The sequence below is a fragment of the Mucilaginibacter lappiensis genome (assembly GCF_900155965.1).
GTDB classification, from domain to species: Bacteria; Bacteroidota; Bacteroidia; order Sphingobacteriales; family Sphingobacteriaceae; genus Mucilaginibacter; species Mucilaginibacter lappiensis.
Window position 1 is genome coordinate 98,514 of sequence record NZ_FTMG01000009.1, and the last position, 16,883, is coordinate 115,396.

Genomic DNA, 16,883 nt, shown 5'->3' on the forward strand with positions numbered 1-16,883 from the left:
AAGAGCCGTGTTTATGCATAGGCGTATTGGTTTTATTGGTGGCATAAAGAAATAATTGGAGATAAATTAATAGGGCGGGTGGGTATTAAACGATTTAGCATTATAATATGTTTAGTTAAATAACTAAGAAATGTTAAATATTTTTTAACGTCCGGTAAATGAATGAGCATATATTAATGGGTTTATATGCGTAATGATTTAATTGGTTTACAGCTATATGGACAAGCAATAAATAATAATTGCCTACAAACATTTAAAATTTAATTATATTAATATCTATATTATCGTCATATATGGTTTAATAGCATCATTTGGCGCTATAAGCCGTGGGATGTCACCAGGGAAAAAACTACATTTGCCATGGCTTTAGGGGTATTCTGTGAAGAATTGAGATAAACCCTTTGAACCTGATCCGGCTGATACCGGTGTAGGGAAAAGTTGGAATTTATTTTATCCGCAGCGCTCAGTCCTGAGCCCATAAGCCAAATTTTTTATCCGGAAACTAATGATGAATAAAAAAGCATACAGCTATCCATCTGTTTTAACCATAGCAGGGTTTGATGGCAGTGGTGGCGCCGGCATACAGGGCGATATCAAAACCATCTCGGCATTGGGCTGCTACGCTACCTCGGTGCTTACGGCGCTCCCAGTTCAAAATACCTGTGGAGTTAGGTCCATTTATCCTATACCTGCTCATATAGTGGAAGCCCAATTGCAAGCCGTATTGGATGATATTTTCCCGGATGCTATCAAGATAGGTATGGTACATTCTGCCGATGTGGTCGAGGTCATTGTTAATACCTTGCAACAGTACCCGGAGGTTCCGGTGGTCTTTGATCCAGTCATGGTATCAACCAGCGGGCACCGGCTCCTGGAAGATAGTACGGTGGAAATGATTGTTAAAAAACTGTTCCCCCTGGCTACTGTTATTACCCCCAATCTGGATGAAGCCGCTGTTTTAACCGGGATGCTTATACATACGGTGGACGATATGCAAGCAGCCGGCAAAAAAATCATGGAGCTGGGAACCCGGTCGGTATTACTGAAGGGGGGCCACCTGGATGCCACGCAATTGACTTCCTTATATTTTACAAGCGATGGCGGGGGTCAGGAATACAGCTTTGAAAAAATCGATACTCCAAATACTCGTGGTACCGGATGTGCCTTGTCATCGGCCATAGCCAGTTACATAGCTATGGGAAGATCATTACCAGATGCGGTAGCCCTTGCGCAGCAATATGTGCATAAGGCCATATTGAACGGAAAAGATGTACAAACCGGCAAAGGCAATGGTCCGCTGAATCATTTTTTTGATCCACAAAAACAGATCATCAACACGTAAGGCCTGTTTATTAACGTTTATAGCTTCTGCTCTTTGGCCGCCTTTTCAATTTCAGGGAGCGAGTTTTTATAGGCTGTTATATCCCAGGTTAAATTAAACACTTTGGCATATTCCGCAATGGGCTGAAGATCTACAGTTTTGCGCCTTTCATCCACATGGTCGGGATCTTCTATCGGGTAAAAACATAATTTGCCGGTTGCTTTATTGGTGAATAGCTGGCTGCCGTAAATTTGCTTTTTGCCCTGGCGCATAGCCACACGATCTTCTAACAGTGCTAAGTTACTTGAGAGTGTTTTGCCATCTTTTACCGCCTTTTTCACCATGGGTAAATATTCTTCCTGCGTGGCAAGGTCGGCGTGTTGTATGGTTAAAAACAAGCCCTGGCTGCTATTCATACCTACATCCTGCGGGCCAAGCCAGCCATATTTGTTGATGATAGCTCTTACCTTAACTAAATTTTTAGCATCGATGGCCCGTAATGCTTTTCTTGCAGAATCAATCTGGGCCTCACTGGCTTTGCTTTTTGAAATTTCACCCATTCTAACCCTGCCTCCCTGGTCGTCCTTGTAAATGGTATCTAGCATCAGCATTACCGGTTTATTGAATTTACTACTGTCTATGGTAAAAGAATTTACCTGTGCCATGGACATCAACCGTAAAAATACCAGGATCAGGACCAAATAGATGTGTTTCATTTTCATTGTGATAAATTTATGGTTTATATCAATAAGGTGCTTGGTATTAACGGGAAACCGTTTTTAAAATTGTCTTTGAATAGGCTCAACCCGTGGTTATTACACCGGAAAAAATGTGCAATAAGCAATCCGTGAAAACCCCGCAACCCTGATGGATTTTACGCGATGTAATCAGCGTAAAATCACGATGCCGATCACGTAAATATCCCGGCTGCTTTTTCTTTCCGGTGCTGCAATTTTGCAGCTCACAATTTTTTATAACGAGGGAAGACAGCAAATACTAACCCGCCCAGCACAGCACATAGGTAGAACGTTTTATTCCCTGAAACGGACAATCATGTACACAGAAAAAGTTAGAACATTCACCAAAAGAGAAATGGAAGTGCTGGATCTGATTGGAGAAGGATTTTCCTCCAAACAGATCGCTGGGAAATTATTTATCAGTATCAACACCGTGGAGACACACAGGCGTCACATGCTTGAAAAAATGGAGGTTAAAAACTCCATGCAATTGATTAGACGTGCAACCCACGCGTTATTACTTACGGAGAGCGGATTTTAATAAAAAATTTATTATTACCTCCCTTCAAGCCCTTGGTCATAAAACTAAGGGCTTTTGTTTTACAATTCTTTTAACTTTTGTCCCCTCAGGGTCTCTCGCAGATTTAAGTTAACCCATAAAATCTAAATATGAACTAAAGAGTCCCCGGAAGGCAAGTTCAGGATCAGGAGACTCCGCAGGAGTCCACCATTTCTTTAATTTTATCTATAAACAGGAGGCCTCTCTGAGGCCGAATGGCAGGCCAGGTATACTAATTATAGTATAAAGCATTGCCGGCCCCAGCGGGGCCACGTGTTTATAGCCTAAAAGAGCACGTTCTTTGGCTCCGTAGGTGCCTCCCGTTGAAATTTCAAGTTGATCAATTTTGTGGGTTAACTTAAACTTTCAGGAGACCCCCGAGGGGACGAAAATCCTTGGGGAGGAACTACTGACTTCCGGCTCCAAACTTAAGACTCGCCACCAGTTGCCTCTTTTATTTTATTCAGGTACATTTAGGGCTTGATTGACTAATTAAATGAAAAAAACATTATTTATCTGTTTATGGCTGACGATAGCGGCCATCAGTGTTTACGCTCAACCCCAGGCGCCTGATGCCGAGTACATCAAGGCTAATTATCAGAAATACGAATACCAGATACCCATGCGCGATGGCAAAAAACTGTTTACCTCGGTATACGTACCCAAAGATCAGTCGAAAAAGTATCCTATCATGATGGACCGCACACCATACAGTGTTGCGCCGTATGGAACTGATTTGTATAAAGGCGGCCTGGGGCCATCATCGTTATTTGTGCATGATGGTTTTATTTTTGTTTACCAGGACGTACGCGGTCGCTGGATGAGCGAAGGCATTTTTGAAGAAATGACACCCGAAAAAGAGGCGCATAAAACCAAAAATGATGTTGACGAAGGCACAGATACCTACGATACTATCAACTGGCTGCTTAAAAACCTACCCAACAATAATGGTAAAGTAGGGGTATGGGGTATATCGTATCCCGGCTTTTATACTACTGCCTCATTGCTGAGCCGCCATCCGGCACTGGTTGCTGCATCGCCACAAGCTCCCATGGCCGATTTGTACCGCGATGATGCTTTTCATAACGGTGCCTTTATGCTGGTGGCCAATTTTGGCTTTTACCCATTTTTTACCAATCGCCAGGATGATAAGCCTACGCAACGCAGGGTTCCCGGACTTAATACCGGAACCGAGGATGGATATGATTTTTTCCTGAGAATGGGTTCGGTAAAAAACACAAACGATAAATTTTATAAAGATACCATTCGCCTGTGGAACGAGATGCTGGATCATCCCAACTATGACCAGCATTGGAAAGATCGCAATGTACTAACCCACTTACACGATATTAAAACCGCCGTACTGGTTACCGGCGGCTGGTACGATGCTGAGGATTTGTATGGCGCTATTAATACCTACAAAACATTGGTGAAAGAAAATCCTAAAACACCGGTTTACTTTACCATGGGGCCTTGGGTGCATGGTGGCTGGGCTCGCGGCGATGGCGACCATTTAGGCGATGTAGATTTTGGTGGGCCAACCGGTCCGTTTTATCGCGAAAAGATAGAGTTTGCCTTTTTTAGTCATTACCTGAAAGGGACTGACCTGAACCTGGCACCGGTATCTGCATTTGAAACCGGCACCAATCAATGGAAAACCTATAATACCTGGCCGGCAAAAGAAGCCGCCGAAAAGAACCTGTACCTATTGCCCGGCGGGAAACTGGCTTTTGATGCACCGGCAGCCACAGCAGGCAGTTTTGATGAGTTTATATCCGACCCGAACAAACCCGTGCCATTTACAAATGATATTACCATGGATATGAAGCGGGAGTATATGACCGGCGATCAACGCTTTGCTGCCCGGAGGCCGGACGTACTGACCTATCAAACCGACGTATTGGATAAGGACATTACCCTTGCCGGTAATATATGGGCCAATTTAAAAGTATCAACCACCGGCACCGATGCCGATTGGGTAGTTAAAGTGATTGATGTTTACCCGGATTCGACCAAAAATAATAAGTGGACAGGCAAGGATGTTTACTTGTCGGGCTATCAGCAAATGGTACGGAGCGAAGCTATCCGTGGTAAATACCGTAATGACTTTAGTAAACCAGAGCCATTTGTACCGGGCCAGGTAACACCGGTGAATTTTGAGCTGCAAGATGTACTGCATACCTTTAAAAAAGGTCACCGATTAATGGTGCAGGTACAGAGTACCTGGTTCCCGCTTATCGATAGGAATACCCAGCAGTTTCAGGACATTATGAAAGCAAAAGACACCGACTTTAAAAAGGCTACCCACCGGGTTTATACCTCAAAAGATAGCCCAAGCTTTTTGAAAGTAAGGGTGATAGAATAGTAAATATCGAACACCGGATGCTGAATGTTGAACATCGAAAGGTTTTAGCATTCGGCATCCGGTGTAAAGAATTAAAAGCAAAGGGCTGTGCGATTCATTCCTTGGGGAAGGGGTAATGTCATTAAGTTAAGCACATAGAGCCCCACCTAAATCCTCCCCGGTAGGGAGGACTTTAAAGAATTGAAGCTAAGTCTCCCCTTCCGGGGGAGATTATTACATGAGGGCTTCGCCGTTTAGAGGGGGCTTTTGCGGAATTGCTTTTGCGTTTCCCCTTAACTTAATGACATTGGGGGAAGGGGGGGAAGGGGTTTATGGTATAGGATAAACTATCGTCCATAAAAGAGGGCTCTCATCCTGAGCTTGTCGAAGCATGGTGGGCAGGCCTCTGCGCTCAACCCTTCGACAGGCTCAGGGTGACAGCCCTCTTTTTCGTGGGTTTACATAAAACTTGGTATATTATGGAAAAATTTGTATAAATTATTGATTTTCAATATAATAAATCAATGTTAACCATAAAAAGTGTAAACCATGTAAACCCACTTTTTAACAAATGGTTCTCCGACGGTTCAGGCGTTCACGCTTGAATTTTATTTAGCCTGTGGTTGGTGATTTCACTTCACCACTTAAAATTAGTTACGGATGAAAAAAATAACCTACTCTCTTAAATTATTCCACATCGCAGGACTGTTGTTCCTATACCCTTTGATGGGATACGCTCAGCACAGCCCCGAAAAAAACTATGGACAGGATCCGATAAAGTATGATACCACCACCAAGCTTTTCAAAACCGCTTACATTCCTAAGGCACCAGTAAAAGCACCGAACATCGTGATCATTATGCTGGACGATGTGGGTTTCAGTACCGCTGGCAGTTTTGGAGGTTTGGCAGAAACACCTGTGTTTGACAGTCTGGCCAAAAGGGGATTAAAATATACCAACTTCCATACAACAGCTTTGTGCGCGCCTTCGCGTGCTGCTCTTTTAACCGGGCGCAACCATCATTCGGTACACATGGGACATTTTACCGAAACCGCTTTTGATGCGGCCGGTTACGACAGTTATATGCCCTTTGAAAAAGCCACCATAGCCGAAGTATTACGCGAAAACGGTTATAACACTTTTGCGGTGGGTAAATGGCACCTAACGCCACTGGCGGACCGGACTGCGGCTGGTCCGTTTAACCGCTGGCCAACCGGGCGTGGCTTTGATCGTTTTTATGGTTTCCTGGAATCGGCAACCGATCAGTATTACCCCGTACTTTGGGAGGGTATAACCCGGGCGGCCGTAGATACTGGCAAAGGCACGCATTTAACCACCATGCTGGCCGACAGGGCTATTGATTACATCCGCAACCAGAACAAAGCCAATCCGCAGAAACCATTTTTCCTGTACTTTACGCCAGGTGCGGTGCATTCGCCATTGCAAACAGATCAACGGTGGATAGATAAATATAAAGACAAATTTGATATGGGCTGGGATAAATACCGGGAACTGGTGCTCACCAATCAAAAACGCCTGGGCGTGGTACCTGGCTATGTTACGCTGCCGCCACGTAATGAAAAAATAGCAGCTTGGGAAAGCCTTTCGGCTGATGAAAAAAAGGTAATGGCCAGGGCCATGGAAGCACATGCCGGCTTTTTATCGCAAACTGATTATGAGATAGGCAGGGTGATCAATTATTTAAAACAAAGCGGGCAGCTGGAAAACAGTGTGGTGATGGTCATCATCGGCGATAATGGCGCCACTAAATACACGGCCGATTTGCCCGGTGTACCCGAAGGAATGGAAAAGGCCAGCCACGAAGAGCGGGTAAAAGCGGCGTTGAAAAATATAGATCAGATCGGCCGGAAAAACTTCAAAGGCGATATACCGCTGGGCTGGACACAAGCCACCAACGCCCCCTTTAAACTCTGGAAAGGTGACGCAAATGCAGAAGGAGGTACGCACAATCCCATGATCCTGTACGCTCCGGGTTTTATCCGGGAAAAAGGGGGCATCCGCAACCAATACGTACACTTGATTGATGTGTGGCCAACAGTGATGGAACTTATAAAGGCGAAGATTCCCGCATTAGTCAACGGCTACCAGCAGGCACCAGTGGAAGGAACAAGTTTTGCATATACGCTGAATAATGCTGCTGCCAAAGACAGGCACACGCTGCAATATTATGAAACCGGGGCTTCAAGGGCTTTATATAAAGATGGCTGGAAGGTAGAGGCCTATCATCACCAGGGGCGATCATATCTGAAAGATACCTGGGAACTATATGATATGCAGCACGATTTTAATGAGCATTTTAACCTGGCTACAAAATATCCCGAAAAGGTAAAAGAATTGCGCGCCTGGTTTGAGATCGAGGTCAAAAAGTACCATGTTTACCCGCTGCACGATTCCTGGTTCCCTGCAAACCAATATTTGCAGATAAGTGATAGCCGGGAAAAAGAAGCGCAGGAGGAAGAATGACCGGGCCGCTTATCTGATTACTATTGTATTTTTGTATAAAATCTGTTTTTATTAAATATGGAACTTTTACAACCAACTGTTATCGACACAAAAGCAATCTCTGCAGAACATCCGGAGGATTATTTTAATACCATTCTGAGCAGTGTGAATGATCATATCGTACGGATAGGTATCATGACCGAACCTTATTTCTGGCACCTGCATCCTAATTCCGACGAAACCTTCCTGGTGCTGGAAGGCACCTTGTTAGTCGACCTGGAAACCGGCACCCTCGAATTGCAGCCTGGGCAAATGTTAACCATCCCGAAAAATATGCGCCACTGCACCCGTCCCGGTGGAGAAAGATCTGTGAATCTAACCATAGAGCACCAACAAACGGAGACGGTAATGGGCTAAATTAAATGTCTTCCCAAAGCTCAATGCTGTTTCCTTCTGGATCGAGGATATGGACAAATTTACCGTAATCATAAGTGGCTACCTCATCAATAATGGTTACGCCATCAATTTTTAGCTGTTCTACCAAAGCTTCGATATTCTCGACCCGATAATTGATCATGAAATCTTTTTTCGAAGGTTCAAAATATTTAGTGTCTTTTGCAAAAGGGCTCCAAACAGTAGTGCCCTCTTTATCGGGGTCATCCGCGTCTCTCCATTTAAACATGGTGCCGTATTGCTCAACAGGCAGACCCAGATTTTGGGAATACCAGTCCTTCATTTTCTGCGGATCATTACATTTAAAGAAGATGCCGCCTATGCCAGTTACTTTTTTCATATAGCTAAATTTAAACAAATTAACCATATAAAATAGTCGACACATCCCAAAAAGATTTGATGTGCAAACAGGCAGAAACTACGATAGGTTAAGCATGTAATCATGTTGATTTTTCTTGTATTACCGGCCAAGATTTTGTATATTAGTATGGGCAGCCCGGTTTCTCCGAAAAAGAGAGAAACCGGGCTGTTTGGTTAAGGGAGAATAAGCTCCAAAAATCAACTATTTTGCATGTAGTTATTTGATATTCACAAAATTAATACTTCTTAAACCTCTAAAAACTCATCTAAAATTTGTTAAAAAGTGTTAAAATCGATGGTTTTGAGTGATTTTTAAGCAGTTTTTGATGTGTTTTTGCCCTGTTTTTGAGCAGAAAAGTGTTAAAATAAAACTTTAAAAAGTTTTTGTTTCCCTTAGGTCAATGAAAGTCGGGAATAAAAAATAACGGTTGTGGTATAATGCAGGATTTGTGCTAAACTATAGTTTTGGGGTTATAAACCTGAAGTTCCAAACTTTATCAGTGAAAAAGTGCATGAAAAATCTACTGTTTATTTTGTTGCTGTTTGTCATAACAGGTGCTTATGGTCAGCAAACTAAGGTTGAAAATAATGTGTTGTATAAATCTGTAACATTACCAAAAGATGATGCCCGGTTTCTGGCTTTAAAAGGTACAGCTCAAAAATATATGCCCCAGTTTATTGATAGCCTGCAAAAGCACGGAAATGATACCCAGGGCTACAGGTTTGTAGTAAAATCAGATTTTGTGGAGGGCGATACCCATGAGCATATGTGGTCTGAAGTGGTGGGTTATAGCAATGGTTTTTTTAAAGCCATATTCATCGATTCGCCATTTACACTTAAAAATATTAAGCTTGGCGATAAGATCAGCATTAAAGAAACCGATATAGAAGATTGGGCAGTTGAAAATATAAGAACAAAAAAAATAACCGGCGAATTCTCAGAGAAATACCTGAACAGCAAACCGTAAGAAGAGTATTGGAATTATATCCCTGTTAAAATCACCGGATTCCCGTTTGGCAAAACCTGATACAGCGTATAAACACCTTTAGTATCGGTGGTGGTGGCGGTTGTTTGTTTTTTATTGCCTTGTACAACATTTACATTTTTCCAACCGGCGGGCACATAGGTTTTAAGCGTAAGCGGGAAGTTGTAAAAAACTTTGCTAAGCGGGTGGTTGATAATTATGGTTACTTGATTGCCTTTTAAACTGCTCTGTACTTTGGCACTTTGTCTTTCGCGCATGTACTTGGTTACATCGCCAAAAGTGGCCACCCAAAGCTTGTCCTGGTGGTTTTTAATATAGGTAAAATACTCATTCAGCTCCTGGTGGGGCAGGGCTTCCCACCCTATACCATCCACTCCATGATGGGTAAGTACCAGCCAAGTATCTTTCCTGTTCATGGTGGTATCAACCCAGGCTTTCATCATAAGTAATGGCGTTTTGGTTGTTGCACCACGTTGATATTGAACATATTCCTTGTTGGTATTGCCGGGAGTATCCTTGTTGCTACGGCTTATTTCTTTGAGCCAGGGTTCGGGCATGCGGTTACGCAGAGCAGGATAAACTTTGGCCAGGTAGGCAACAGCACGCTCGTTCTCGGTGCCAAACGGCCCTTCGGCACTAAAGGTATATGGAAGACCAAGGTGGTTTAAGACATCCAGCCGGCTTTTTTGGGCTTCGTACATTAAATTGGTTTCGTCAAGGGCGGCCAGGCGTGGATGGGTTACCATATGGCTGGCAAATTCATGGCCTTGCGCGGCGTAAGCTTTGATCTGTGCCCAGGTAGTGCCGTGGGCATCTTTATATTCGTCGTTATGCTGTATGCCGGGTTTAAATTCACCATTGCGTACCTTGGCGTAACACTCATCAATGGCTTTATAAGCTGCTTCGGGTTTGCCAGCATCTATTAATGATCCGGCTTTGTAATGATAATCCAGCGGACCGATCAGTCCAAGATACCCTGCTGCTGATGCCCGCTCAAAAAAGTTATCCTTATTGGTAGGTATGCTAGCTGTTTCCCTGATGATATCTTTTACCGGACGGCCGATGAACAGGCCATGATATTGTGAGCCTGGTATTTGGCCGGTGATGATAAAAAATGTAGCGGGTAGCTGCAGCCTGTTGAGTATGGGCAATGCTATTTTGAATTGATTGATAGAACCATCATCCCAGGTAATGGATACTGCGCCGTTGCGGTTATACTGCCACTTGGTTATTTGGGTTTTGCCTGGCTGGGCCTTTGCAAACGAAGCTAGAAACAGGACGACAATAACTAGCAGGAACAGTTTTTTCATCATAAAAAGTTTATGTAGCTAATATAATCACGCTATCTAAAGGTAAGATCGATTAATGGCTTTGTAACGAAATAGTTAAGATATCTTATTAATTTAAACTAATTCTAAATAATGTTTGCGGATTGAGATCACGTTATTACTTTTGCGCTTAGTTAGGCTATAGGAATTATTACGGTTTTTGCAGATACAGTGACAATGAAGGTTTTTTTTCGTACGATACATCTTTACCTGAGCCTGGCGGCAGGTATTATTATTTTTTGCTCGTGCTTTACGGGTACCATGCTGGTATTTGAAAAGGAGATACAGCATGCGCTTCATTCGCAGCGTTATGCTATAAAACCCGAAGGGGGCAGGATGGCTCTGGCAAACCTGGTGCCAACAGCTCTAAAACAGGTGCCTAAAGCCAAACTCTCATCGGTTATGGTATATAACGACCCGGAGCATGCCACAGAAATAGCAGTAAGCATTCCTGGAAAAAAGAAGAATAATGCTGAAATGCCAGCCCCAAAAGCCGGAAAAAGCGAAAAAGGTCATGACCATAAAGACAAGAAGCCTAAAGCCGATGAGAAGCCCAATATTACTCTTTTTGTAAATCCCTATACAGGTCAGGTGATGGAACAGTTTAACCGCCGCCAAACTTTTATGTACAAGGTGGAGATGTTTCACCGCTTTTTACTGGGAGCGAAGAATAGTCTTGGCGATTGGATCATATCATTATCTACGCTTATTTTTCTGTTTATATTGATAACCGGGGTGATATTGTGGTGGCCTAAGACAAAAGCTATCATGCGGCAACGTCTTAAAATTAAGTGGGATGGGAGCACCAAAAGGTTAACGCATGATTTGCATATAGTCACCGGGTTTTATACTTCGATATTTTTGATCATCGTAGTATTAACCGGACTAATTATGACCTTTAAGTGGGCTAACGTGGCTTTGTTTGCTATTACGGGTTCAAAACCACCTGTTAAAGAGCAATCCAAAGTGCCACTGTCTGTATACAAACCCGATACCCCGGCTTTATCTGCTGATGTGATTTTGGCTGATATGGGTAAAACAATCACCTCAGCAGAATATTACAGCGTTCGGCTACCAAGAGATTCGTCGGCTACCTATACCGTAAATGTTTGGCCAGAAGGCGCTATCGAAACCACGGCAGACGTGTATTATATTGATCAGTATAGTGGTGGCTTAGTTGGTTCTCAAACCTTTGCCTCTAAAAGTTTAGGGCAACGGGTAAGGGCATATGTGAAACCGGTTCATACAGGTGCCGTGTACGGCCTACCTACTAAAATACTCAGCTTTGTAGTTTGTGCGTTATCGCTCATATTCCCGGTAACCGGGGTAATGATGTGGCTAAATCGCACAAAGAAAAAGAAACCCCGTGCAAAGACATTGGTTGCAGCCTAAATTGGATATAAATTTATTTTCCTGACCCCATTTTTCTGCGGTAAGCGAGATTTTAGCTAGGCATTTATAAAAAACGCCCTTTGGTTGGATGGGGGCGTTCTGTCCCTATTGTCACGTAGAAGTATACTTGTTTCTCAAACAAATTGAGCCATGATATGGCTAATCCAAGCTCCATTTAATATTAATTATTATAAAAAACGCAAACGTTTGTTTATATATTTGATATCTATTTTGTATAATAGCTAGGTGATAATTATTAAAAGTTTAATAATATTGATTTTTTTTATAATCATTTTGGATGATTCTTGACCAGTTATAAAAATTTGTATTATTAGGTGATTTAATTACGCTATTGATACTAAAAACTAAAACAAACGTTTGCGTGGAAGTATAAAAAAATAATAACTTTCGCTTACGTACCTTGCTGTTTAATAAATAAAAATACCAGATTATAATTTCTTGGTCTTGTATTATATTTATACTTATTTTAAATATTAAAGCCTAAAGCCGAATAACATACCCTACTTATGGTTTCTCTTTTTGAATCTAAAACCAATGGCCCCAAGGCCGCAAAACTCCTGCTTGACATTTTGAATGTTAAAGTTACGGAAACAACACTAACTCAGGAAATAGAAGAACATCCGGATTATCCAAGCTTATTAAGCATAAGTGATGTGTTGAATAATCATGGCGTTGAAAATATGGGTATAAGAGTTGATCCTGAAAAGTTTGATGAACTTCCCTGTCCATTTATTACCCAGATACGGTGGGGAAAGGTACCCGCAAATCTTTTTACTGTTGTAAAGGAAGTGAATGAAAAAAATATCCAGTTTTTTGACCCGGAAAAACATCGATGGACTTCCCTTGATAAAGAGACTTTTTTAAAGAGGTGGTCAGGCATTGTATTATTAGCTGAAGCAAGCGATGATGCAGGAGAGAAGGACTATAACAAAAAGGCAAAAGAAGAAAACAGGAAAAATATCATTCAATATCTAAGCGCCTTTTGTATCCCTGCTATAGTTATTATTGCCGGGCTATTGACCCTAACGCAATTAGGCGCAAACGCTTTGCTGCCGGTTGCTTTTACTTTGATAACGCTTGCCGGAGGTATCACCGGGGCTTTATTGCTTTGGTATGAGATCGATCAGCATAATCCTGTATTTCAGCAAATTTGCAATGCCGGTAAAAAGGTAAACTGCGGAGCTATATTGCAATCCAAAGCCGCAAAAATTGGAGGTATTAGCTGGAGTGTTTTAGGCTTTAGTTATTTCATGGGTATATTGCTGTTGTTGTTATTTTCAGGTATCACCAATCCAACTGCATTGTTTGTTATATCCTGGCTAAATGTAGTAGCTGTACCGTATGTGATATTCTCCATTTACTATCAGTGGCGTGTAGCCAAACAATGGTGTGTATTGTGTTTATGTGTACAGGGGGTATTGGTGCTACAGCTGGCAACTACACTTGTGGGTGGCTGGCACACTTTACTATCATTTAATATCATTGAACCCGGATTAATCATTTCAACTTTAACGGCTCTGGTTATTCCGTTTATTGTCACCACTTTATTAATACCGGCTTTTCAAAAAGCTAAAGGAAGCAAACAGATTAATACTGAACTACAAAAGCTAAAACACAACAGGCAGATATTTGAAGCATTGCTTGAAAAACAAAAGAGGGTGGTAAATATCCCCACTGGACTTGGCATAACCCTGGGTAACCCCAACGGTATTTATAAATTGATTAAAGTATGCAATCCTTATTGCGGCCCATGTGCTAAAGCCCATCAGCCGATGGAGGATTTACTGGAAAATAACCCGGATGTTCAGATACAAATATTATTTACCGCTACAAACAGCGAAGGAGACACAAAAGCGCCTCCTGTAAGGCATTTGTTAGCTATTGCTGAAAAAAATGAAGAGCCTGTTATAAAAAAAGCGTTGGATGACTGGTATCTGGCCGAAAAGAAAGATTATGAAGTATTTGCTGCCAAATATCCAATGAATGGCGAATTGAAACAGCAAAATGCTAAAATAGAAGCTATGGAAAATTGGTGTGATACTATAGAAATAGAATTTACCCCCACTTTTTTTGTTTCCATTCCAAATGATGAAAATGAAGTAACATATTATCAATTGCCAGAAATATATAGTGTAATTGATTTAAAATATTTCTTTTCTGTATAAGATAACTATTCATGATGTATGAGTAATATAAAGAGGAGGTAACCTGATCAGTAAATTACGTGATTGCCCCCTGTGCTTCCGGGCTTAATAATAAGGAAGTAAAAATCATTAACCAATTCAATTTATAAAACAATGAAAAAACTAAAATTAAAGGCGCAGGAACTTAATGTTAATGAAGTGCTTACAAGAGAACAATTGAAAAAAGTATCTGGTGGGGGCAGTAATTGCGTTAAAGACAAGGCTCCGTGCGAATGGTTTACACCATGTTGTCATGTTTGTGCCGGAGTCTATTGTGGTGATATATAAGCAGAAAATAGAAGATTAAGGCTATTACTTATAAAAACGGCTGGAGGTAAGTCTCGGCCGTTTTTTTACTAATAATTTGTTTATAAAAAACTGTTCACTCATGGTGTATCTAAGAGTATAAACATCTTTAAATAAATACAAGAGAGGTGTGTCGGTGCTTTATAAAAAGGAAGCAAAAATCATTAACCAATTTAATTTATAAATAATGAAAAAACTAAAATTAAAAGTATTAGGATTGACTACTAATGAAGTGCTCACAAGGGCACAGTTGAAAAAAGTATCAGGTGGAGGGAGTCATTGCCTTGCAGTTGGCAGTGCGTGCTCATTTTTTAATGACCCACCATGTTGTCTTATTTGTCTTCCATCATTTCTTTGTGGCTATCCGTCATAAGCTAAAAGTTGTAACCTCCAGAGCAAACTTTTTAATATTTTGTACATCTTAAAAAGAGAGCAAAGCTGACCAATTAATTTAACGCATGAAGCAATGAAAAACTAAAATTAAAAGCATTGAAATTATCTGCTAACGAGGTGCTTACAAGGGCGAAATAAAAAAGTGTTGTGCGGTGGGAGCAATTGTGTTAAATATGGTGAAGCTTGTGAATTTTACATATTATGTTGCGGTATTTGCCTTGCTTCACTCGTTTGTGGCTGGCCTTCTTTATAGGCCAAAATGGAGGATCAAACAATTGCCTGTATAAAAGTGGTTGAGCCAAAGCCTTATCGTTTTACTTTCATTATTATTTTGTAAGAGAGGGGCTTGAAATTACGAAAGTGAACTATTCTATTAGAAGACTAATGAAGGTGCCATTTGTGCTTTTTATTATTATTTATAATTCAGGTATGGTGCCCATGTTTTCAAGTGACGGGAACACTTTGGCAGATAGATTCGTTATTGTAAAAGGCTAATTTTTATAATGTCTCCAAATACAAAAAAATGCTTAAAGACAAAGGAAATGGTTAATAATGAAATAAAAACTATCTCTGCTTATATTATCAATTTAAAGAGCAGAGTAGATCGTAAAGAACACATTTTAAAAGAATTTGCCGGTCGCCCGGAATTTACTGCACATGTAGTGGAAGCTTGCCAGCACAAAATTGGCGCCGTTGGTTTATGGAATACGATCAGGCACATCGTGCAAAATTTGGTAAATGAAGATGATGAATATGTATTGATTTGTGAGGATGATCATCAATTTACGGCTTCTTATTCTAAAGAGTTATTGTTTAACAGTATAGCTAGCGCCCAGAATAGAAATGCAGATATATTGTTGGGAGGTATAAGTTGGTTTAAGGGTATTGTGCAGATTGAAGATCCTTTGTTTTGGGTGAAAAGCTTTAACGGAACACAGTTCCTGATCATATTCAGAAAGCTTTTTACCTCATTGTTGGCCGCTGATTTCAATGATAATGATACCGCCGACTTTAAAATATCCATACTCGCTGAGAGTCAATTTTTTATACACCCTTTTATTTCTGTACAAAAAGATTTTGGGTATTCTGACGCTACACCTAATAATAACCAGGAAGGTCATGTTGGGGAATTGTTTGCAACGAGTTCAGAATGGATTCAGAATTTAAAAAGTGTTGGCTTTTATTATGAAAATATTAATCGACAAATTGAGGATGAAAGTGATGAAGATGTATATCATAATTTAATCATTCCAACTTATGTTATTAATCTGCCTGAAAGAACGGATAGACTGGAGCATATAAAAAAGCAATTTAAAGGAAAACCGGAGTTTAATGTAACAATTGTAGAGGCCTGTAACCATAAAATAGGTTCTGTAGGCCTATGGCAAAGTATCAGAAAGATTATTAACCTGGCAATGGAAAACGATGATGATGTGATAATTATATGCGAGGACGATCATGAGTTTACAGAGTATTACTTCAAAGAGTATTTGATGAAAAATATAATAGAGGCTCACTTACAGGGGATAAATTATTTATCGGGCGGCAGCAGCTATACTGATAATGAAATACTCATTGCTGATAATAGATTTTGGGTAAGTAATTGTCTGGCCACTCAGTTTATTATTCTTTATAAAAGCTTTTTCCAGCAAATTATTGATGAACCTTTTGATGATGGGGTTATTGTTGATCGATTACTCTCTGAAATGACAAGTAAAAAAATGGTATTGTATCCATTTATTTCAAGGCAACATGATTTTGGATATTCAGATGTTACGACGATCCACAATGAAAATAAAAATTTGGTTAACCGGTTATTCGAGGAGAGTGATAAGAAGCTAAACGCCATTTATATTATGCATCAAAAGTATAATTCCGTAGATATATAAAATATAAACAAAGAATTTTCAGAATCCGGTACCCGCCGGATTTTTTGTTTTTATGGGTATGGCAAAATATCCTCCAAAAATGTTGAAAACTTTTTGGTGGTAGAAAGTGGTAGAAAGTGGTAAAAGTAACTTACTTTTACTCATTAAA

13 protein-coding genes and 1 riboswitch are annotated in these 16,883 nt (G+C 40.8%); of the genes, 10 read left to right on the forward strand and 3 right to left on the reverse strand.

Annotation, left to right across the window (positions count from 1 at the left end; all coding sequences use genetic code 11):
* The first annotated feature begins 358 nt into the window (after positions 1 to 358).
* A riboswitch (TPP riboswitch) is annotated at positions 359 to 451 on the forward strand.
* A gap of 54 nt (positions 452 to 505) precedes the next feature.
* Complete coding sequence (thiD, locus tag BW976_RS17345) at positions 506 to 1,342, forward strand: bifunctional hydroxymethylpyrimidine kinase/phosphomethylpyrimidine kinase (protein WP_317042944.1); 837 nt, start codon at positions 506 to 508, stop codon at positions 1,340 to 1,342.
* Between the two features lie 17 nt (positions 1,343 to 1,359).
* Here thiD and BW976_RS17350 read toward each other — a convergent pair whose 3' ends face one another.
* On the reverse strand, positions 1,360 to 2,043 hold the full coding sequence (locus tag BW976_RS17350) for a DUF6624 domain-containing protein (RefSeq protein WP_076374736.1): 684 nt from the start codon (positions 2,041 to 2,043) through the stop codon (positions 1,360 to 1,362).
* 331 nt (positions 2,044 to 2,374) lie between these two features.
* Here BW976_RS17350 and BW976_RS17355 point away from each other — a divergent pair, with 331 nt between their 5' ends.
* The 4 genes from BW976_RS17355 (at position 2,375) to BW976_RS17370 (ending at position 7,841) form a co-directional block, all read left to right on the forward strand.
* A complete protein-coding gene (locus tag BW976_RS17355) occupies positions 2,375 to 2,599 on the forward strand; it encodes a response regulator transcription factor (RefSeq protein ID WP_076374738.1) in 225 nt (74 codons plus the stop codon).
* 514 nt (positions 2,600 to 3,113) lie between these two features.
* Positions 3,114 to 4,982, forward strand: coding sequence for a CocE/NonD family hydrolase (locus tag BW976_RS17360; protein ID WP_076374740.1), 1,869 nt, complete (start codon positions 3,114 to 3,116; stop codon positions 4,980 to 4,982).
* A gap of 639 nt (positions 4,983 to 5,621) precedes the next feature.
* Positions 5,622 to 7,445: an arylsulfatase gene (locus BW976_RS17365; protein ID WP_076374742.1), complete on the forward strand. Its 1,824-nt coding sequence runs from the start codon at positions 5,622 to 5,624 to the stop codon at positions 7,443 to 7,445.
* Positions 7,446 to 7,502: 57 nt separating this feature from the next.
* The gene (locus tag BW976_RS17370) at positions 7,503 to 7,841 is read left to right on the forward strand and encodes a cupin domain-containing protein (RefSeq protein WP_076374744.1); all 339 of its coding nucleotides are present in this window, start codon (positions 7,503 to 7,505) and stop codon (positions 7,839 to 7,841) included.
* A 1-nt stretch (position 7,842) separates the two neighbouring features.
* Here the strand turns inward: BW976_RS17370 and BW976_RS17375 are convergent, their stop codons facing one another.
* Positions 7,843 to 8,217, reverse strand: coding sequence for a VOC family protein (locus BW976_RS17375; protein WP_076374964.1), 375 nt, complete (start codon positions 8,215 to 8,217; stop codon positions 7,843 to 7,845).
* Between the two features lie 532 nt (positions 8,218 to 8,749).
* On the opposite strand from BW976_RS17375, the gene BW976_RS17380 reads away from it, so the two are divergent.
* The gene (locus tag BW976_RS17380; protein ID WP_076374746.1) at positions 8,750 to 9,205 is read left to right on the forward strand and encodes a DUF2314 domain-containing protein; all 456 of its coding nucleotides are present in this window, start codon (positions 8,750 to 8,752) and stop codon (positions 9,203 to 9,205) included.
* Between the two features lie 14 nt (positions 9,206 to 9,219).
* Here the strand turns inward: BW976_RS17380 and BW976_RS17385 are convergent, their stop codons facing one another.
* On the reverse strand, positions 9,220 to 10,536 hold the full coding sequence (locus BW976_RS17385; protein ID WP_076374748.1) for a polysaccharide deacetylase family protein: 1,317 nt from the start codon (positions 10,534 to 10,536) through the stop codon (positions 9,220 to 9,222).
* Positions 10,537 to 10,728: 192 nt separating this feature from the next.
* Here BW976_RS17385 and BW976_RS17390 point away from each other — a divergent pair, with 192 nt between their 5' ends.
* The 4 genes from BW976_RS17390 to BW976_RS29740 all read left to right on the forward strand — a co-directional run bounded on the left by BW976_RS17390 (position 10,729) and on the right by BW976_RS29740 (position 16,735).
* The gene (locus BW976_RS17390; RefSeq protein WP_076374750.1) at positions 10,729 to 11,943 is read left to right on the forward strand and encodes a PepSY-associated TM helix domain-containing protein; all 1,215 of its coding nucleotides are present in this window, start codon (positions 10,729 to 10,731) and stop codon (positions 11,941 to 11,943) included.
* 527 nt (positions 11,944 to 12,470) lie between these two features.
* The gene (locus BW976_RS17395; RefSeq protein ID WP_076374752.1) at positions 12,471 to 14,129 is read left to right on the forward strand and encodes a cysteine peptidase family C39 domain-containing protein; all 1,659 of its coding nucleotides are present in this window, start codon (positions 12,471 to 12,473) and stop codon (positions 14,127 to 14,129) included.
* Positions 14,130 to 14,261: 132 nt separating this feature from the next.
* Positions 14,262 to 14,435: a hypothetical protein gene (locus BW976_RS29445; RefSeq protein WP_175614128.1), complete on the forward strand. Its 174-nt coding sequence runs from the start codon at positions 14,262 to 14,264 to the stop codon at positions 14,433 to 14,435.
* A 914-nt stretch (positions 14,436 to 15,349) separates the two neighbouring features.
* Positions 15,350 to 16,735 (forward strand): glycosyltransferase family 25 protein, encoded by a 1,386-nt coding sequence (locus BW976_RS29740; protein ID WP_217696271.1) that lies wholly within the window; start codon positions 15,350 to 15,352, stop codon positions 16,733 to 16,735.
* Positions 16,736 to 16,883 lie beyond the last annotated feature (148 nt).

Bases quoted from the DNA above. Each gene is read 5' to 3' on its own strand.
- BW976_RS17395 (WP_076374752.1), top strand. From the start codon at position 12,471: ATGGTTTCTCTTTTTGAATCTAAAACCAATGGCCCCAAGGCCGCAAAA.
- BW976_RS17375 (WP_076374964.1), bottom strand. From the start codon at position 8,217: ATGAAAAAAGTAACTGGCATAGGCGGCATCTTCTTTAAATGTAATGAT.
- thiD (WP_317042944.1), top strand. From the start codon at position 506: ATGATGAATAAAAAAGCATACAGCTATCCATCTGTTTTAACCATAGCA.
- BW976_RS17350 (WP_076374736.1), bottom strand. From the start codon at position 2,043: ATGAAAATGAAACACATCTATTTGGTCCTGATCCTGGTATTTTTACGG.
- BW976_RS29445 (WP_175614128.1), top strand. From the start codon at position 14,262: ATGAAAAAACTAAAATTAAAGGCGCAGGAACTTAATGTTAATGAAGTG.
- BW976_RS17365 (WP_076374742.1), top strand. From the start codon at position 5,622: ATGAAAAAAATAACCTACTCTCTTAAATTATTCCACATCGCAGGACTG.
- BW976_RS17385 (WP_076374748.1), bottom strand. From the start codon at position 10,536: ATGATGAAAAAACTGTTCCTGCTAGTTATTGTCGTCCTGTTTCTAGCT.
- BW976_RS17355 (WP_076374738.1), top strand. From the start codon at position 2,375: ATGTACACAGAAAAAGTTAGAACATTCACCAAAAGAGAAATGGAAGTG.
- BW976_RS17360 (WP_076374740.1), top strand. From the start codon at position 3,114: ATGAAAAAAACATTATTTATCTGTTTATGGCTGACGATAGCGGCCATC.
- BW976_RS17390 (WP_076374750.1), top strand. From the start codon at position 10,729: ATGAAGGTTTTTTTTCGTACGATACATCTTTACCTGAGCCTGGCGGCA.
- BW976_RS17370 (WP_076374744.1), top strand. From the start codon at position 7,503: ATGGAACTTTTACAACCAACTGTTATCGACACAAAAGCAATCTCTGCA.
- BW976_RS29740 (WP_217696271.1), top strand. From the start codon at position 15,350: ATGTCTCCAAATACAAAAAAATGCTTAAAGACAAAGGAAATGGTTAAT.
- BW976_RS17380 (WP_076374746.1), top strand. From the start codon at position 8,750: ATGAAAAATCTACTGTTTATTTTGTTGCTGTTTGTCATAACAGGTGCT.